This is a genomic window from Stenotrophomonas hibiscicola ATCC 19867 (assembly GCF_000382065.1).
Taxonomy (GTDB): Bacteria; Pseudomonadota; Gammaproteobacteria; order Xanthomonadales; family Xanthomonadaceae; genus Stenotrophomonas; species Stenotrophomonas hibiscicola.
In genome coordinates, this window is sequence record NZ_KB907508.1 from 1 (window position 1) to 16,712 (window position 16,712).

The 16,712-nt window shown below is 63.3% G+C and carries 13 protein-coding genes and 1 tRNA gene; all 14 read left to right on the top strand.

Annotated elements, in window-relative coordinates; genetic code table 11:
- The coding region (locus G370_RS1000000121485; RefSeq protein ID WP_019662234.1) for an EF-Tu C-terminal domain-related protein at window positions 1–171 on the top strand (171 nt) is incomplete at its 5' end.
- A gap of 103 nt (window positions 172–274) precedes the next feature.
- Window positions 275–350: transfer RNA gene (locus G370_RS0120395), tRNA-Trp, on the top strand.
- A 49-nt stretch (window positions 351–399) separates the two neighbouring features.
- A complete protein-coding gene (gene secE / locus G370_RS0120400) occupies window positions 400–813 on the top strand; it encodes a preprotein translocase subunit SecE (protein ID WP_005408202.1) in 414 nt (137 codons plus the stop codon).
- A 10-nt stretch (window positions 814–823) separates the two neighbouring features.
- The gene (nusG, locus tag G370_RS0120405; RefSeq protein ID WP_004154362.1) at window positions 824–1,384 is read left to right on the top strand and encodes a transcription termination/antitermination protein NusG; all 561 of its coding nucleotides are present in this window, start codon (window positions 824–826) and stop codon (window positions 1,382–1,384) included.
- Window positions 1,385–1,641: 257 nt separating this feature from the next.
- Window positions 1,642–2,070 (top strand): 50S ribosomal protein L11, encoded by a 429-nt coding sequence (gene rplK, locus G370_RS0120410; protein ID WP_004145248.1) that lies wholly within the window; start codon window positions 1,642–1,644, stop codon window positions 2,068–2,070.
- Window positions 2,071–2,074: 4 nt separating this feature from the next.
- Window positions 2,075–2,773, top strand: a complete 699-nt coding sequence (gene rplA, locus G370_RS0120415; protein WP_014646045.1) for a 50S ribosomal protein L1 — start codon at window positions 2,075–2,077, stop codon at window positions 2,771–2,773.
- A gap of 387 nt (window positions 2,774–3,160) precedes the next feature.
- Window positions 3,161–3,697 carry a 50S ribosomal protein L10 gene (gene rplJ / locus G370_RS0120420; RefSeq protein ID WP_010480377.1) on the top strand — a complete coding sequence of 179 codons (537 nt, stop codon included), beginning with the start codon at window positions 3,161–3,163 and terminating at the stop codon, window positions 3,695–3,697.
- A 63-nt stretch (window positions 3,698–3,760) separates the two neighbouring features.
- Window positions 3,761–4,129: a 50S ribosomal protein L7/L12 gene (rplL, locus tag G370_RS0120425; protein ID WP_005408204.1), complete on the top strand. Its 369-nt coding sequence runs from the start codon at window positions 3,761–3,763 to the stop codon at window positions 4,127–4,129.
- 364 nt (window positions 4,130–4,493) lie between these two features.
- Window positions 4,494–8,648, top strand: a complete 4,155-nt coding sequence (gene rpoB / locus G370_RS0120430) for a DNA-directed RNA polymerase subunit beta (RefSeq protein ID WP_019662235.1) — start codon at window positions 4,494–4,496, stop codon at window positions 8,646–8,648.
- An 89-nt stretch (window positions 8,649–8,737) separates the two neighbouring features.
- The gene (gene rpoC / locus G370_RS0120435; RefSeq protein ID WP_019662236.1) at window positions 8,738–12,961 is read left to right on the top strand and encodes a DNA-directed RNA polymerase subunit beta'; all 4,224 of its coding nucleotides are present in this window, start codon (window positions 8,738–8,740) and stop codon (window positions 12,959–12,961) included.
- A gap of 322 nt (window positions 12,962–13,283) precedes the next feature.
- Complete coding sequence (rpsL, locus tag G370_RS0120440; protein WP_004145320.1) at window positions 13,284–13,658, top strand: 30S ribosomal protein S12; 375 nt, start codon at window positions 13,284–13,286, stop codon at window positions 13,656–13,658.
- Window positions 13,659–13,670: 12 nt separating this feature from the next.
- Window positions 13,671–14,144, top strand: a complete 474-nt coding sequence (gene rpsG, locus G370_RS0120445) for a 30S ribosomal protein S7 (protein WP_004145321.1) — start codon at window positions 13,671–13,673, stop codon at window positions 14,142–14,144.
- A 141-nt stretch (window positions 14,145–14,285) separates the two neighbouring features.
- Entirely contained in the window at window positions 14,286–16,427 is a 2,142-nt protein-coding gene (gene fusA, locus G370_RS0120450) for an elongation factor G (RefSeq protein WP_019662237.1), read from the top strand.
- A 52-nt stretch (window positions 16,428–16,479) separates the two neighbouring features.
- A partial coding sequence (locus tag G370_RS1000000121115; protein WP_242880820.1) for a GTP-binding protein occupies window positions 16,480–16,712 on the top strand: 233 nt, incomplete at its 3' end.

The window sequence follows — 16,712 nt, forward strand, 5'->3', positions numbered from 1 at the left end:
ACCGGCGCAGCTGCACTGCCGGAAGGCGTCGAAATGGTGATGCCGGGTGACAACGTCAAGATGGTCGTCACCCTGATCAACCCGGTGGCGATGGACGAAGGCCTGCGCTTCGCCATCCGCGAAGGCGGCCGCACCGTCGGCGCCGGCGTGGTCTCGAAGATCATCGAGTAAGCCTGCAGTGCCGGTGGTTGCATAGCGCCGCCGGTTACGCGAATGGCGGGCCGGGAACCTCGGTCCGCCTTCGCCGTCTAAGGGAAGGCAAGTTTCAACACGTACGCCAGTAGCTCAATTGGCAGAGCAGCGGTCTCCAAAACCGCAGGTTGGGGGTTCGAGTCCCTCCTGGCGTGCCATCTGCCCACCTTATCCAGCGGCCTGGGCCGCTAAAGCAGACACAGCCGGATGAATAGCAAGATCGAACACTCCAAGGACAACTCCGCCAATGGCGGGGATATCGTCAAGTACGTCGCCGCATCGCTGCTGGTGCTGGCCGGTCTGTTCGTCTGGTTCTGGTTCTCCGCCGATTCCGGTCGCGCCACCCAGCTGGGTGCGTGGGCGGGTCAGCTGCGTGCGTTGGCGGTTGTGGTCGGTCTGGTTGGCGGTATCGGCGTGTTCATGCTGACCGGCAAGGGGCGCGACACCCGCGAATTCCTCTCCGAGTCGCGCTTCGAACTGCGCAAGGTGGTCTGGCCGACGCGCCAGGAAGCCATCCGCATGACCTGGGTCGTGATGGTGGTGGTGACCATTCTCAGTCTGTTGCTGGGTGGGTTCGATTACGTCATTCAGTGGCTGGTTCAGTTGTTCCTGAGCCGCTAAGGAGAATTGCATGAAGCGTTGGTACGTCGTTCACGCCTATTCGGGCTTCGAGAAGTCGGTGGCGCAGGCCCTGCGCGATCGCATCGTCCGTGACGGCATGGAAGAGCGCTTCGGCGATGTCCTGGTCCCGACCGAAGAAGTGGTCGAGATGCGCGCTGGCCAGAAGCGCCGCTCCGAGCGCAAGTTCTTCCCGGGTTATGTGCTGGTCCAGATCGAGACCCACGAAGAAGCCGGCATTCCGCGCATCGACAACGAAAGCTGGCATCTGGTCAAGGAAACCCCGCGCGTCATGGGCTTCATCGGCGGCACCGCCGACCGTCCGCTGCCGATCGCCGATTCCGAGGCCGAGGCCATCCTGAACCGCGTTCAGGAAGGTGTCGAGAAGCCGCGTCCGAAGGTGCTGTTCGAGCCGGGCCAGATGGTCCGCGTCACCGATGGCCCGTTCAACGATTTCAATGGCGTCGTCGAAGAAGTCAACTACGAGAAGAGCCGTCTGCGCGTTTCCGTGCTGATCTTCGGTCGCGCTACTCCGGTCGAACTCGAGTTCGGCCAGGTCGAAAAAGCCGTCTGATCCAGCTGCAGAGTCGAGCCATGCTCGGCTCCTGAACAGAAACCGGGCTTGGCCCGGTTTCTCTCGTTTATGTGCCACTTCAGGCATGTGAAGAAAAAACCTGATATAGTGCGCGGCTCCCCGCTGGGAAGCCAGCAGGATGAGGCCGCCGCAAGGCGGCCTTCAGCATGATTTCAAAACGCGATGCCGGGACGCGTGATTCCCGGTCCGATGGGGAGCCTGTTGTCGAAAGGCGCTAGCACCCGGAGAGTACTCACATGGCAAAGAAAGTTGTCGGTTACATCAAGCTGCAGGTGAAGGCCGGTCAGGCCAACCCCTCGCCGCCGGTCGGCCCTGCGCTGGGTCAGCGCGGTCTGAACATCATGGAATTCTGCAAGGCGTTCAACGCTGCCACGCAGAAGCTCGAGCCGGGCCTGCCGGTTCCGGTGATCATCACGGCCTATTCGGACCGTACGTTCACCTTCATCACCAAGAGCACCCCGGCCACCACCCTGCTGAAGAAGGCTGCTGGCATCTCGTCGGGCTCCAAGCGCCCGAACACCGAGAAGGTCGGCAAGGTCACCCGTAAGCAGCTGGAAGAGATCGCCAAGGCGAAGGAACCGGATCTGACTGCCGCCGATCTGGACGCCGCCGTGCGTACCATCGCTGGCTCTGCCCGTTCCATGGGCCTCGTGGTGGAGGGTTAATAAGATGGCACAGACCAAGCGTGAGAAGGCCATCAAGGCCGCCGTCGTCCCGGGCAAGGCATACGCCTTCGAGGACGCGATCAACATCCTGAAGACCGCCACCAAGGCCAAGTTCGTCGAGTCGATCGACGTCGCTGTGCGCCTGGGCGTCGATGCGAAGAAGTCCGACCAGCAGGTCCGTGGCTCCACCGTGCTGCCGGCCGGTACCGGCAAGTCGGTCCGCGTCGCCGTGTTCGCTCCGGCCGGTGCCAAGGCTGACGAAGCCCTGGCCGCTGGCGCCGAAGCCGTCGGCATGGATGATCTGGCCGAGAAGATGCAGGCCGGCGATCTGAACTACGACGTCGTCATCGCGACCCCGGACGCCATGCGCGTCGTCGGCAAGCTGGGCACCGTGCTGGGCCCGCGTGGCCTGATGCCGAACCCGAAGGTCGGCACCGTTTCCCCGAACCCGGGTGAAGCCGTGAAGAACGCCAAGTCGGGCCAGGTCCGTTACCGTACCGACAAGGCCGGCATCATCCACTGCACCATCGGCAAGGCCGACTTCGCCGAAGACGCGCTGAAGTCGAACCTGACCGCGCTGCTGCTGGACCTGATCAAGGCCAAGCCGGCCACCTCCAAGGGCACCTACCTGCAGAAGGTTTCGGTCAGCTCGACGATGGGCCCGGGCGTCACCGTCGACCAGTCGTCGCTGACCCTGAAGTAATTGTTTCAAGCGGTCACGGTACCTTCGGTGCCGTGACCGTGACATTTGAAGGCATCGCTGGCAGTGCATCGCCCGCGGTAGCCGTCAAAGACCGCAGGCGCGGTCGTGGCAATACCGGCGACGGGCAGGGAAGCTCGACCTGGCAAGGAGTCGCCGCCGGAGCAGTCATGAACGCTTAATCGATTCCCCGGAATCACCCTGCGTAGATGGTGCCCTTCTGGAGTTTTTCTGGTTCACGCACGTCTGGGTTTCCCCAGGTTGGCCCACTCCAGGTCTAGAACGGCCCACCCCCGGAACATCATCCCGATGTTCCCGGCGTCCAGGACGGATGCCGCACAGGACCGCACACGGCAGGAGCCGTAAGCGGAGTTCAATAGGAGGAGTGCAATGGCTCTCAATCTGTCCCAGAAGCAAGAAGTAGTCGCCGAGCTGGCAGACGTCGCCGCCAAGGCCCACTCCTTGATCGCAGCCGAATACGCTGGCACCACGGTCGCCCAGATGACCGCGATGCGCAAGCAGGCTCGTGAAACCGGTGTTTTCTTGAAGGTTGTCAAGAACACCCTGGCTTCGCGCGCCGTTGAAGGCACCGAGTTCGCAGTCGCCCAAGACCAGATGGTTGGTCCGCTGCTGTACGCGTTCTCGCTCGAGGAGCCCGGCGCTGCCGGTCGCCTGATCAAGGAAGCCGCCAAGGGCAACGACAAGCTGAAGGCTAAGGTCGTCGCCATCGGTGGCGAAGTGTTCCCGGCAAGCCACGTCGAAGTGCTGGCCTCGCTGCCGACCCGCGACCAGGCCCTGGCCATGCTGGCCCGCGTCCTGACCGAGCCGGTCACGATGTTTGCCCGCGCCATCAAGGCCGTTGGCGAGAAGCAGGGTGGTGGCGACGTCGCTGCCGACGCTGCCGAGCCGGCCGCCGAGACCGCCTGAGTTTCGACTTATCGTGGTTCCTGACGGAACCTCAACCCAGAAAATCATCCAAAGGTATTAATCATGTCCCTTACCAACGAACAGATCGTCGACGCCATCGCCGAGAAGTCCCTGATGGAAGTGATGGAGCTGGTCAAGGCCATCGAAGAGAAGTTCGGCGTCTCCGCCGCTGCTCCGGTTGCCGTGGCTGCCGCCGCTGGCCCGGCCGCTGCTGTTGAAGAGCAGACCGAGTTCACCGTCACCCTGAAGTCGGCCGGCGACAAGAAGGTCGAAGTCATCAAGGCCGTCCGCGCCATCACCGGCCTGGGCCTGAAGGAAGCGAAGGACCTGGCCGAAGCCGGTGGCGTCCTGAAGGAAGGCGCTTCGAAGGAAGACGCCGAGAAGATGAAGAAGGACCTGGAAGCTGCTGGCGCGACTGTCGAAGTCAAGTAAGCAGTTACCTTGCATCGTCATCGATTCGCGGCGATGCAGCCAAGGCTGGGGGCGTAAGCCCCCGGCCTTTGGTCGTTGTTGCGGTGGTGTAGAGTCGACTGTTAGTCGACTGCTGTGAAGGAAGTCGACTAACAGTCGACTCTACCTTTTCAAATGCAGGAAAAAAGCCCAACACGGGCTGCAGTCAAACCCCGGCAGGCCAGCGCATGGCGCGGCAGCGGGGGAGTGGAAGCAGACGAGTTGGCAGTTGGAAGTAGCGGGAGAAGGCGTGCTGGTGCCGGCAATACCAGCGACTTCCAACTGACAATTTCAAGTTCCCTTCGGATCGTGGGCGCACGATCCGCACAACAAGGTGGAAGACCTCATGACGTCCTATTCGTTCACCGAAAAAAAGCGTATCCGCAAGGATTTCGGCAAGCAGCGCTCGATTCTCGAAGTGCCGTTCCTGCTCGCCATCCAGGTGGATTCCTATCGTGAATTCCTGCAGGAGAACGTCGATCCGGCCAAGCGCACGGACCACGGCCTGCACGCTGCGCTGAAGTCGGTCTTCCCGATCGCCAGCTACAGCGGCAACGCTGCCCTGGAATACGTCGGCTACAAGCTGGGCGAACCGGTCTTCGACGAGCGTGAGTGCCGCCAGCGTGGCATGAGCTACGGCGCCCCGCTGCGCGTGACCGTGCGCCTGGTGATCTACGACCGTGAGTCGTCGACCAAGGCCATCAAGTATGTGAAGGAGCAGGAGGTCTATCTGGGCGAAATCCCGCTGATGACCGAGAACGGCACCTTCATCGTCAACGGTACCGAGCGCGTCATCGTCTCGCAGCTGCACCGCTCGCCGGGCGTGTTCTTCGACCACGACCGCGGCAAGACCCACAGCTCGGGCAAGCTGCTGTACAGCGCCCGCATCATTCCTTACCGCGGTTCCTGGCTGGACTTCGAGTTCGACCCGAAGGATGCGCTGTTCACCCGTATCGACCGCCGCCGCAAGCTGCCGGTGTCGATCCTGCTGCGCGCGCTTGGTTACAGCAACGAAGAGATGCTGGCCGAGTTCTTCGAGATCAACACCTTCCACATCAACCCGGATGAAGGCGTCCAGCTGGAGCTGGTGCCCGAGCGCCTGCGTGGCGAAACCCTGGGCTTCGACCTCGCCGACGGCGACAAGGTCATCGTGGAAGCCGGCAAGCGCATCACCGCGCGCCACATCAAGCAGCTGGAAGCCTCGGGCATCGCCGCCCTGGCCGTGCCGGACGACTACATCGTCGGCCGCATCCTGTCGCACGACGTGGTCGATGCCTCGACCGGCGAACTGCTGGCCCAGGCCAACGACGAGATCACCGACGAACAGCTGCAGGCCTTCCGCAAGGCCGGCGTGGACGCGGTCGGCACCCTGTGGGTGAACGACCTGGATCGTGGTCCGTACCTGTCCAACACCCTGCGCATCGACCCGACCAAGACCCAGCTGGAAGCGCTGGTCGAGATCTACCGCATGATGCGTCCGGGCGAGCCGCCGACCAAGGATGCCGCGCAGAACCTGTTCCACAACCTGTTCTTCACCTTCGAGCGCTACGACCTGTCCGCGGTCGGCCGCATGAAGTTCAACCGTCGCGTGGGCCGCAAGGAAACCACCGGCGAAGCCGTGCTGTACGACAGCAAGTACTTCGGTGAGCGCAACGACGAAGAGTCCAAGCGCCTGGTCGCCGCCCACGGCGACAGCTCCGACATCCTCGACGTGATCAAGGTCCTGACCGAGATCCGCAACGGTCGCGGCGTGGTCGACGACATCGATCACCTGGGCAATCGTCGCGTGCGTTCGGTCGGTGAAATGGCCGAGAACGTGTTCCGCGTGGGCCTGGTCCGCGTCGAGCGCGCGGTCAAGGAGCGCCTGTCGATGGCCGAGTCGGAAGGCCTGACCCCTCAGGAGCTGATCAACGCCAAGCCGGTCGCCGCTGCCATCAAGGAGTTCTTCGGCTCCTCGCAGCTGTCGCAGTTCATGGATCAGAACAACCCGCTGTCGGAAGTAACGCACAAGCGTCGCGTCTCGGCCCTGGGCCCGGGCGGCCTGACCCGCGAGCGCGCCGGCTTCGAAGTGCGCGACGTGCACCCGACCCATTACGGCCGCGTCTGCACCATCGAAACCCCGGAAGGCCCGAACATCGGCCTGATCAACTCGCTGGCCGTGTACGCCCGCACCAACCAGTACGGTTTCCTCGAGACCCCGTACCGAAAGGTCGTGGACGGCAAGGTCTATGACGAAGTCGAGTTCCTGTCGGCGATCGAAGAAAACGAGTACGTCATTGCGCAGGCCAACGCGCTGACCGACGCCAAGGGCACCCTGACCGAGCAGTTCGTGCCGTGCCGCTTCCAGGGCGAATCGCTGCTGAAGCCGCCGGCGGAAGTGCACTTCATGGACGTCTCGCCGATGCAGACCGTGTCGATCGCGGCCGCGCTGGTTCCGTTCCTGGAGCACGATGACGCCAACCGCGCACTGATGGGCGCCAACATGCAGCGTCAGGCCGTGCCGACCCTGCGCGCGCAGAAGCCGCTGGTGGGTACAGGCATCGAGCGCGCCGTGGCGCGTGACTCCGGCGTGACCGTGAACGCCCGCCGTGGTGGCGAGATCGTGCAGATCGACGCAGCCCGCATCGTGGTCAAGGTCAACGAGGAAGAGATCGTTGGCGCCACCGACGCGGGCGTGGACATCTACAACCTGGTCAAGTACACCCGTTCGAACCAGAACACCTGCATCAACCAGCGTCCGCTGGTCCAGGTGGGTGACGTCATCGCCCGCGGTGACGTGCTGGCCGACGGTCCGTCCACCGACATCGGCGAACTGGCCCTGGGCCAGAACATGCTGATCGCGTTCATGCCGTGGAACGGCTACAACTTCGAAGACTCCATCCTGCTCTCCGAGCGCGTGGTGGAAGAAGATCGTTACACCACGATCCACATCGAAGAGCTGACCTGCGTCGCGCGTGACACCAAGCTGGGGCCGGAGGAAATCTCCGCCGACATCCCGAACGTCTCCGAGCAGGCGCTGAACCGCCTGGACGAGAGCGGCGTGGTGTACATCGGTGCGGAAGTCCGTGCCGGCGACATCCTGGTCGGCAAGGTCACCCCGAAGGGCGAGAGCCAGCTGACTCCGGAAGAGAAGCTGCTGCGCGCGATCTTCGGCGAGAAGGCTTCGGACGTGAAGGATAGCTCGCTGCGCGTTCCGCCGGGCATGGACGGCACCGTCATCGACGTGCAGGTCTTCACCCGCGACGGCATCGAGAAGGACAAGCGCGCCCGCCAGATCGAAGAGTCTGAAATCAAGCGCGTCAAGAAGGACTTCGACGACCAGTTCCGCATCCTGGAGGCCGCCATCTACATGCGTCTGCGTTCGCAGATCGTGGGCAAGGTGGTCAACGGTGGCGCTGGCCTGAAGAAGGGTGACGTGATCACCGACGCGTTCCTGGATGGCCTGAAGAAGGCTGACTGGTTCGCCCTGCGCATGAAGGACGAAGACGCTTCGGAAGCCATCGAGCGCGCACAGAAGCAGATCCAGGCGCACGAGAAGGAATTCGAGCGTCGCTTCGCCGACAAGCGCGGCAAGATCACCGCCGGTGACGACCTCGCCCCGGGCGTGCTGAAGATGGTCAAGGTGTTCCTGGCCGTGAAGCGCCGCATCCAGCCGGGCGACAAGATGGCCGGCCGCCACGGCAACAAGGGTGTGGTCTCCAACGTGGTGCCGGTCGAGGACATGCCGTACATGGCCTCGGGCGAAACCGTGGATATCGTGCTGAACCCGCTGGGCGTGCCGTCGCGCATGAACATCGGCCAGATCCTGGAAGTGCACCTGGGCTGGGCCGCCAAGGGCCTGGGTCGCAAGATCCAGGCGATGCTGGAAGCCCAGGCGGCGGTGGCCGACCTGCGCAAGTTCCTGGACGACATCTACAACCACGACGATACCAACGTGGCCAACCGTGTCGACCTGTCGCAGTTCAGCGACGAGGAGCTGCTGCGCCTGGCCCGCAACCTGACCGACGGCGTGCCGATGGCCACCCCGGTGTTCGACGGCGCCACCGAAGCGGAAATCAAGCGCATGCTGGAACTGGCCGACCTGCCGAGCAGTGGCCAGACCCAGCTGTACGACGGCCGCACCGGTGAAGCATTCGATCGCCACACCACGGTTGGTTACATGCACTACCTGAAGCTGAACCACCTGGTCGACGACAAGATGCACGCCCGTTCGACCGGCCCGTACTCGCTCGTCACCCAGCAGCCGCTGGGCGGCAAGGCGCAGTTCGGCGGCCAGCGCTTCGGTGAAATGGAAGTCTGGGCGCTCGAAGCCTACGGCGCGGCCTACACCCTGCAGGAAATGTTGACGGTTAAGTCCGACGACGTGCAGGGCCGCAACCAGATGTACAAGAACATCGTCGACGGTGAGCACGAGATGGTCGCGGGCATGCCGGAATCCTTCAACGTGCTCGTGAAGGAAATCCGCTCGCTGGCCATCAACATGGAACTGGAAGACAACTGATCCATGCCGGCGCGGCGGCCTCCACCGCCGCGCCGCTGGCAGTGAACTGAAAGCCCATCGACACAGCATTCCTCCTTCTGGAGAACACCATGAAAGACCTGCTCAACCTCTTCAACCAGCAGCGCCAGACGCTGGACTTCGACGCGATCAAGATCGCGCTGGCCTCGCCGGACCTGATCCGTTCGTGGTCCTTCGGCGAAGTGAAGAAGCCGGAAACCATCAACTACCGCACCTTCAAGCCGGAACGTGACGGCCTGTTCTGCGCCGCCATCTTCGGACCGGTGAAGGACTACGAGTGCCTGTGCGGCAAGTACAAGCGCATGAAGCACCGCGGTGTGGTCTGCGAAAAGTGCGGCACCGAAGTGACCCTGGCCAAGGTGCGCCGCGAGCGCATGGGCCATATCGACCTGGCTTCGCCGGTCGCCCACATCTGGTTCCTCAAGTCGCTGCCGTCGCGCATCGGCCTGATGCTGGACATGACCCTGCGCGACATCGAGCGCGTGCTGTATTTCGAAGCCTACGTGGTGACCGAGCCGGGCCTGACCGCCCTGGAACGCCGCCAGCTGCTGACCGAAGAACAGTACCTGCAGGCCCGCCAGGAGCACGGTGACGACTTCGACGCCGCCATGGGCGCCGAGGCCGTGTACGAACTGCTGCGCACGATCGACCTGCAGTCGGAAATGACCCGCCTGCGCGAGGAAATCGCCGCTACCGGTTCGGAAACCAAGCTCAAGCGCCTCACCAAGCGCATCAAGCTGATCGAAGCCTTCCTGGAATCGGGCAACCGTCCGGAATGGATGGTCATGACCGTGCTGCCGGTGCTGCCGCCGGACCTGCGTCCGCTGGTCCCGCTGGATGGCGGCCGCTTCGCGACTTCCGACCTGAACGACCTGTACCGCCGCGTCATCAACCGCAACAACCGCCTGCGCCGCCTGCTCGAACTGAGCGCGCCGGACATCATCGTGCGCAATGAAAAGCGCATGCTGCAGGAGTCGGTCGATGCGCTGCTGGACAACGGCCGTCGTGGCCGTGCCATCACCGGCACCAACAAGCGCCCGCTGAAGTCGCTGGCCGACATGATCAAGGGCAAGCAGGGTCGCTTCCGCCAGAACCTGCTCGGCAAGCGCGTCGACTACTCGGGCCGTTCGGTCATCGTGGTCGGCCCGTACCTGCGCCTGCACCAGTGCGGCCTGCCGAAGAAGATGGCGCTCGAGCTGTTCAAGCCGTTCGTCTTCGCCAAGCTGCAGCGTCGTGGCCTGGCCACCACCATCAAGGCCGCCAAGAAGCTGGTCGAGCGCGAAGAAGCCGAAGTCTGGGACATCCTGGAAGAGGTCATCCGCGAGCATCCGGTGATGCTGAACCGTGCGCCGACCCTGCACCGTCTGGGTATCCAGGCGTTCGAGCCGGTGCTGATCGAAGGCAAGGCCATCCAGCTGCACCCGCTGGTCTGCACCGCGTTCAACGCCGACTTCGACGGTGACCAGATGGCCGTCCACGTGCCGCTCTCGCTGGAAGCCCAGCTGGAAGCGCGTGCGCTGATGATGTCGACCAACAACATCCTGTCGCCGGCCAACGGCGAGCCGATCATCGTGCCGTCGCAGGACGTCGTGCTGGGTCTGTACTACATGACCCGCTCGCTGGAGAACAAGAAGGGCGAGGGCATGGCCTTCGCCAACATCGCCGAAGTCAAGCGCGCCTACGACAACCGCGTGGTGGAACTGCACGCCAAGGTCAAGGTCCGCATCACCGAGGTGGTGACCGACGAAGATGGCAACAAGCAGAACAAGACCTCGATCGTGGACACCACGATCGGTCGCGCCCTGCTGGCTGAAATCCTGCCGGAAGGCCTGCCGTTCGCGCTGGCCAATGTCGAACTGACCAAGAAGAACATCAGCCGCCTGATCAACTCCAGCTACCGCCAGCTGGGCCTGAAGGACACGGTCGTGTTCGCTGACAAGCTGATGTACACCGGCTTCGCCTACGCGACCCGTGCCGGCGTCTCGATCGGCATCGACGACATGCTGATCCCGGACGAGAAGAAGGGCATCCTCACCGAGGCCGAAGCCGAAGTGCTGGAAATCCAGGAGCAGTACCAGTCGGGCCTGGTCACCGCCGGCGAGCGCTACAACAAGGTGGTCGACATCTGGTCGCGCACCAACGAGCGCATCGCCAAGGCGATGATGGACACCATCGGTACCGAGAAGGTGGTCAATGCCAAGGGTGAGACCATCGACCAGAAGTCGATGAACTCGCTGTACATCATGGCCGACTCCGGTGCGCGTGGTTCGCAGGCGCAGATCCGTCAGCTGGCCGGCATGCGCGGCCTGATGGCCCGCCCGGACGGCTCGATCATCGAGACGCCCATCAAGGCGAACTTCCGCGAAGGCCTGAACGTGCAGGAGTACTTCAACTCCACCCACGGTGCCCGTAAGGGTCTGGCCGATACCGCGCTGAAGACCGCGAACTCGGGTTACCTGACCCGTCGTCTGGTCGACGTCGCGCAGGACGTGGTGATCACCGAGGTGGATTGCGGTACCACCGAAGGCCTGATCATGACCCCGATCGTGGAAGGCGGCGACGTGGTCGAGCCGCTGAAGGACCGCGTGCTGGGTCGCGTGGTGGCCGAGGACGTGTTCCTGCCGGGCAACGATGAAGATCCGATCGTCACCCGCAACACCCTGCTGGACGAAGCCTGGGTGGCCAAGCTGGAAGATGCCGGCGTGCAGACCATCAAGGTCCGCTCGACCATCTCCTGCGAATCGGCCTTCGGTGTCTGCTCGCGCTGCTACGGCCGCGATCTGGCCCGCGGCCACCTGGTCAACATCGGTGAAGCGGTCGGCGTCATCGCCGCCCAGTCCATCGGTGAGCCGGGTACCCAGCTGACCATGCGTACGTTCCACATCGGTGGTGCGGCGTCGCGAGCTGCTGCGGTCGACAACATCACCGTCAAGACCACCGGCTCGGTCAAGTTCAGCAACCTCAAGTCGGTCGAGCACGCCAACGGCTCGCTGGTGGCGGTGTCGCGCTCGGGCGAAATCTCGGTGCTCGATGCCCACGGTCGTGAGCGTGAGCGTTACAAGCTGCCGTACGGTGCGACCATCACGTCCAAGGACGGTGATGCGATCAAGGCTGGCCAGACCGTGGCCAACTGGGATCCGCATAACCACCCGATCGTGTCGGAAGTGGCCGGCTTCATCCGCTTCATCGACTTCGTCGACGGCATCACCGTCATCGAGAAGACCGACGAGCTGACCGGCCTTGCCTCGCGCGAAATCACCGATCCGAAGCGTCGTGGTACCCAGGCCAAGGACCTGCGCCCGATCGTGCGCATCGTCGACGCCAAGGGCAATGACCTGTCGATCCCGGGCACCGATCTGCCGGCGCAGTACCTGCTGCCGCCGCGCTCGATCGTCAACCTGCAGGACGGCGCTGCCGTCGGCGTGGGTGACGTGGTCGCCAAGATTCCGCAGGAAGCGTCGAAGACCCGCGACATCACCGGTGGTCTGCCGCGCGTGGCCGATCTGTTCGAAGCCCGCAAGCCGAAGGATCCGGCGGTGCTGGCCGAGCGTTCGGGCATCATCAGCTTCGGCAAGGACACCAAGGGCAAGCAGCGCCTGATCATCAAGGACACCGATGGTTCGGAGCACGAAGAGCTGATCCCGAAGTACCGCCAGGTCATCGTGTTCGAAGGCGAGCATGTCACCAAGGGTGAAACCATCGTGGACGGCGAGCCGAGCCCGCAGGACATCCTGCGCCTGCTGGGTGTCGAACCGCTGGCTGCCTACCTGGTGAAGGAAATCCAGGACGTGTATCGCCTGCAGGGCGTGAAGATCAACGACAAGCACATCGAGGTGATCACCCGCCAGATGCTGCGCAAGGTCGAGATCACCGACCAGGGCAGCAGCAAGTTCCTGAACGGCGAACAGGTGGAGCGCCAGCGCGTTATCGAGGAGAATGCGCGCCTCGCGGCCCGCAACGAGCTGCCGGCTCGTTTCGATCCGGTGCTGCTGGGTATCACCAAGGCCTCGCTGGCGACTGAATCGTTCATCTCGGCCGCGTCGTTCCAGGAAACCACCCGTGTGTTGACCGAAGCGGCCGTCCGCGGCACCTCGGACAACCTGCGCGGCCTGAAGGAAAACGTCATCGTGGGTCGCCTGATTCCGGCCGGTACCGGCCTGGCGTACCACAGCAACCGCCGCCGCGGCGCCTCCGGCCTTACCGAGTCGGAAATGCAGACCCTGGCCGGCACTCCGGCTGCGGTCGAGGCAGCGGTGGTTGAAGCCGAAGCTGAACAGGCCTCGGGCGAAGAATGATGCATCCGGTCCGGCCGCAAGGCCGGACCACCCGGGCGGTAGAGTCGACTGTTGGTCGACTGCCATCGAGAGTCGGCTAACAGTCGACTCTACCGGCGCAGGGCAGGATGGACCTCGTGGTTCACCCCGCCAACCTGAACGGGGTACATGGAGGCCCCCCAGTAACGTTCCGGGATCAGGAGCGGGCTTGACAGGAGGCGTTTGACTGCTTTCCTGGCAGGTTGCTACAATCGTCTGTCTCAGCAGGCCAGAATTTTGGCCTGCTTTAACATTTCCGCATCTCTGGCCGGATTTTCCGGCCACCAATCAGAAGAACCTACTGATGGCGACGATCAACCAGCTGGTCCGCAAGCCGCGGCAAGCGACCACCTACAAGAGTGCCTCGCCGGCGCTCGACAAGTGCCCGCAGCGCCGTGGCGTCTGCACCCGTGTCTACACCACCACTCCGAAGAAGCCGAACTCGGCTCTGCGCAAGGTTGCCAAGGTCCGCCTGACCAACCAGGAAGAAGTGATTTCCTACATCGGTGGTGAAGGCCACAACCTGCAGGAGCACTCCGTGGTCCTGATCCGCGGCGGTCGCGTCAAGGACCTGCCGGGTGTGCGTTACCACACCGTTCGTGGCTCGCTCGACGCCGCCGGCGTTGCCAAGCGTCGCCAGGCCCGTTCCAAGTACGGCGCCAAGCGTCCGAAGGCATAAGGAGAGAGCACAATGTCGCGTAAGGGTAATACTCCGCAGCGTTCCGTCCTGCCCGATCCGAAGCACGGAAGCGAAACCATCGCCCGTTTCATCAACATGGTCATGCAGAGCGGCAAGAAGTCCGTCGCCGAGAAGATCGTGTACGGCGCCATGGACGTGATCACCGAGAAGAACAGCAGCGCCAACGCCATTGAACTGGTGCAGAAGGCTCTGGACAACGTCGCTCCGGCGGTCGAAGTCAAGTCGCGCCGCGTCGGTGGTGCCACCTACCAGGTGCCGGTCGAAGTGCGTTCGTCGCGCAAGATGGCCCTGGCCATGCGCTGGCTGATCGACTCCGCGCGCAAGCGCGGCGAGAACACCATGCCGAAGAAGCTGGCTGCTGAACTGATCGACGCCTCGGAAAACCGTGGCGGCGCCATCAAGAAGCGCGAAGAAACCCACCGCATGGCCGAAGCCAACAAGGCATTCGCCCACTACCGCTGGTGAGTTTGACGGCCTTGTAAAACAGGCAGGGCAGCACCACTTCGGTGCGTGCTGCCTCGCGGTCCCAGAAAGACTGCGCCAATCCGAAGGCCGCCGAAAGGCGGCGTTCGGCCATCCGAAATCCAAGAAATCTGAGAGGCTCCCGTGGCCCGTTCCACTCCCATCGAGCGTTACCGTAACTTCGGCATCATGGCTCACATCGATGCCGGCAAGACCACCACGTCCGAGCGCATCCTGTTCTACACCGGCAAGAGCCACAAGATCGGTGAAGTGCACGACGGCGCCGCCACCATGGACTGGATGGAGCAGGAGCAGGAGCGTGGCATCACGATCCAGTCCGCTGCCACCACCGCGTTCTGGAAGGGCATGGACAAGTCCCTGCCGGAGCACCGCTTCAACATCATCGACACCCCGGGGCACGTCGACTTCACCATCGAAGTGGAGCGCTCGCTGCGCGTGCTCGACGGTGCCGTCTTCGTCCTGTGCGCCGTCGGTGGCGTGCAGCCGCAGTCGGAAACCGTGTGGCGCCAGGCCAACAAGTACCACGTGCCGCGCATCGCGTTCGTCAACAAGATGGACCGCACCGGTGCCAACTTCCAGAAGGTCGTCGGCCAGCTGAAGGCCAAGCTGGGCGCGGTTGCCGTGCCGATGCAGCTGCCGATCGGCGCTGAAGACAACTTCAAGGGCGTTGTCGACCTGCTGAAGATGAAGGCCATCCACTGGGATGAAGCCTCGCAGGGCATGAAGTTCGAGTACAGCGACATCCCGGCCGATCTGCAGGCGGCTGCGGAAGAAGCTCGCCAGTTCATGGTCGAGACCGCTGCCGAAGCCAGCGAAGAGCTGATGGAAAAGTACCTGGGCGGCGAAGAGCTGGCCGAGGCCGAAATCATCAACGCGCTGCGTACCCGTACCCTGGCCACCGAGATCGTGCCGATGTACTGCGGCTCGGCCTTCAAGAACAAGGGCGTGCAGGCCATGCTGGACGGCGTGATCCAGCTGCTGCCGTCGCCGGTCGACGTGCCGGACGTGAAGGGCGTGGACGTTGACGACGACACCGTCGAAATGACCCGCAAGTCGGACGACAAGGCGCCGTTCTCGTCGCTGGCCTTCAAGATCATCACCGACCCGTTCGTCGGCGCGCTGACCTTCTTCCGTGTCTACTCGGGCACCCTGAACGGTGGCGACACCGTGCTGAACTCGGTGAAGGGCAAGAAGGAGCGCATCGGCCGCATCCTGCAGATGCACTCGAACAACCGCGAGGAAATCAAGGAAGTTCTGGCTGGTGACATCGCTGCTGCCGTGGGCCTGAAGGACACCACCACCGGTGACACCCTGTGCGCCGTGGATGCGCCGATCATCCTGGAGCGCATGACGTTCCCGGAGCCGGTGATCTCGATGGCCGTCGAGCCGAAGACCAAGTCGGACCAGGAAAAGATGGGTCTGGCGCTGGGTCGCCTGGCGCAGGAAGATCCGTCGTTCCGCGTCAAGACCGACGAAGAATCCGGCCAGACCATCATCTCGGGCATGGGCGAGCTGCACCTGGACATCATCGTCGACCGCCTGAAGCGCGAGTTCAACGTTGAAGCCAACGTCGGCGCGCCGCAGGTGGCCTACCGCGAAACCATCACCCTGGCTGACGTCAAGTCGGACTACAAGCACGCCAAGCAGTCCGGTGGTAAGGGTCAGTACGGTCACGTCGTGATCGAGCTGTCGCCGATCACCGCTGAAGATCGTGCCGATCCGAAGATCGCTCCGATGATCAAGGACGATTTCCTGTTCATCAACGACATCACCGGCGGCGTGATCCCGAAGGAATTCATTCCGTCGGTTGAAAAGGGCCTGCGCGAAACCATCACCAGCGGCCCGCTGGCTGGCTTCCCGGTCGTGGACGTCAAGGTGAAGCTGGTGTTCGGTTCGTACCACGACGTCGACTCCTCGGAAATGGCGTTCAAGCTGGCTTCGTCGATGGCCTTCAAGCAGGGCTTCGCCAAGGCCAAGCCGGTGCTGCTGGAGCCGATCATGAAGGTCGAGATCGTGACCCCGGAGGATTACCAGGGTGACGTGATGGGCGACGTCAGCCGTCGTCGCGGCGTGCTGCAGGGTTCCGACACCACCGGTGACGGTTCGGCCAGCATCATCAACGCGATGATCCCGCTGGGTGAAATGTTCGGCTACGCCACTGCGCTGCGTTCGCAGACCCAGGGCCGCGCCACCTTCACCATGGAATTCGATCACTACGAGCCGGCTCCGACCAACATCGCCGAAGCCGTCATGAAGAAGGGCTGAGCCTCGCTCAGCCTCTCTTGAAACCATTTACGAACAATCAAGGTATAGAACAATGGCAAAGGGTAAGTTCGAGCGCACCAAGCCGCACGTCAACGTCGGCACCATCGGTCACGTCGACCACGGCAAGACCACGCTGACCGCTGCACTGACCAAGATCGGTGCCGAGCGCTTCGGTGGCGAGTTCAAGGATTACTCCTCGATCGACGCCGCGCCGGAAGAAAAGGCGCGTGGCATCACGATCTCGACCGCGCACGTCGAATACGAATCCCCGATCCGTCACTACGC

Coding starts and splice junctions, on each gene's coding strand:
- secE (WP_005408202.1), top strand. CDS start 400: ATGAATAGCAAGATCGAACACTCCAAGGACAACTCCGCCAATGGCGGG.
- nusG (WP_004154362.1), top strand. CDS start 824: ATGAAGCGTTGGTACGTCGTTCACGCCTATTCGGGCTTCGAGAAGTCG.
- rplK (WP_004145248.1), top strand. CDS start 1,642: ATGGCAAAGAAAGTTGTCGGTTACATCAAGCTGCAGGTGAAGGCCGGT.
- rplA (WP_014646045.1), top strand. CDS start 2,075: ATGGCACAGACCAAGCGTGAGAAGGCCATCAAGGCCGCCGTCGTCCCG.
- rplJ (WP_010480377.1), top strand. CDS start 3,161: ATGGCTCTCAATCTGTCCCAGAAGCAAGAAGTAGTCGCCGAGCTGGCA.
- rplL (WP_005408204.1), top strand. CDS start 3,761: ATGTCCCTTACCAACGAACAGATCGTCGACGCCATCGCCGAGAAGTCC.
- rpoB (WP_019662235.1), top strand. CDS start 4,494: ATGACGTCCTATTCGTTCACCGAAAAAAAGCGTATCCGCAAGGATTTC.
- rpoC (WP_019662236.1), top strand. CDS start 8,738: ATGAAAGACCTGCTCAACCTCTTCAACCAGCAGCGCCAGACGCTGGAC.
- rpsL (WP_004145320.1), top strand. CDS start 13,284: ATGGCGACGATCAACCAGCTGGTCCGCAAGCCGCGGCAAGCGACCACC.
- rpsG (WP_004145321.1), top strand. CDS start 13,671: ATGTCGCGTAAGGGTAATACTCCGCAGCGTTCCGTCCTGCCCGATCCG.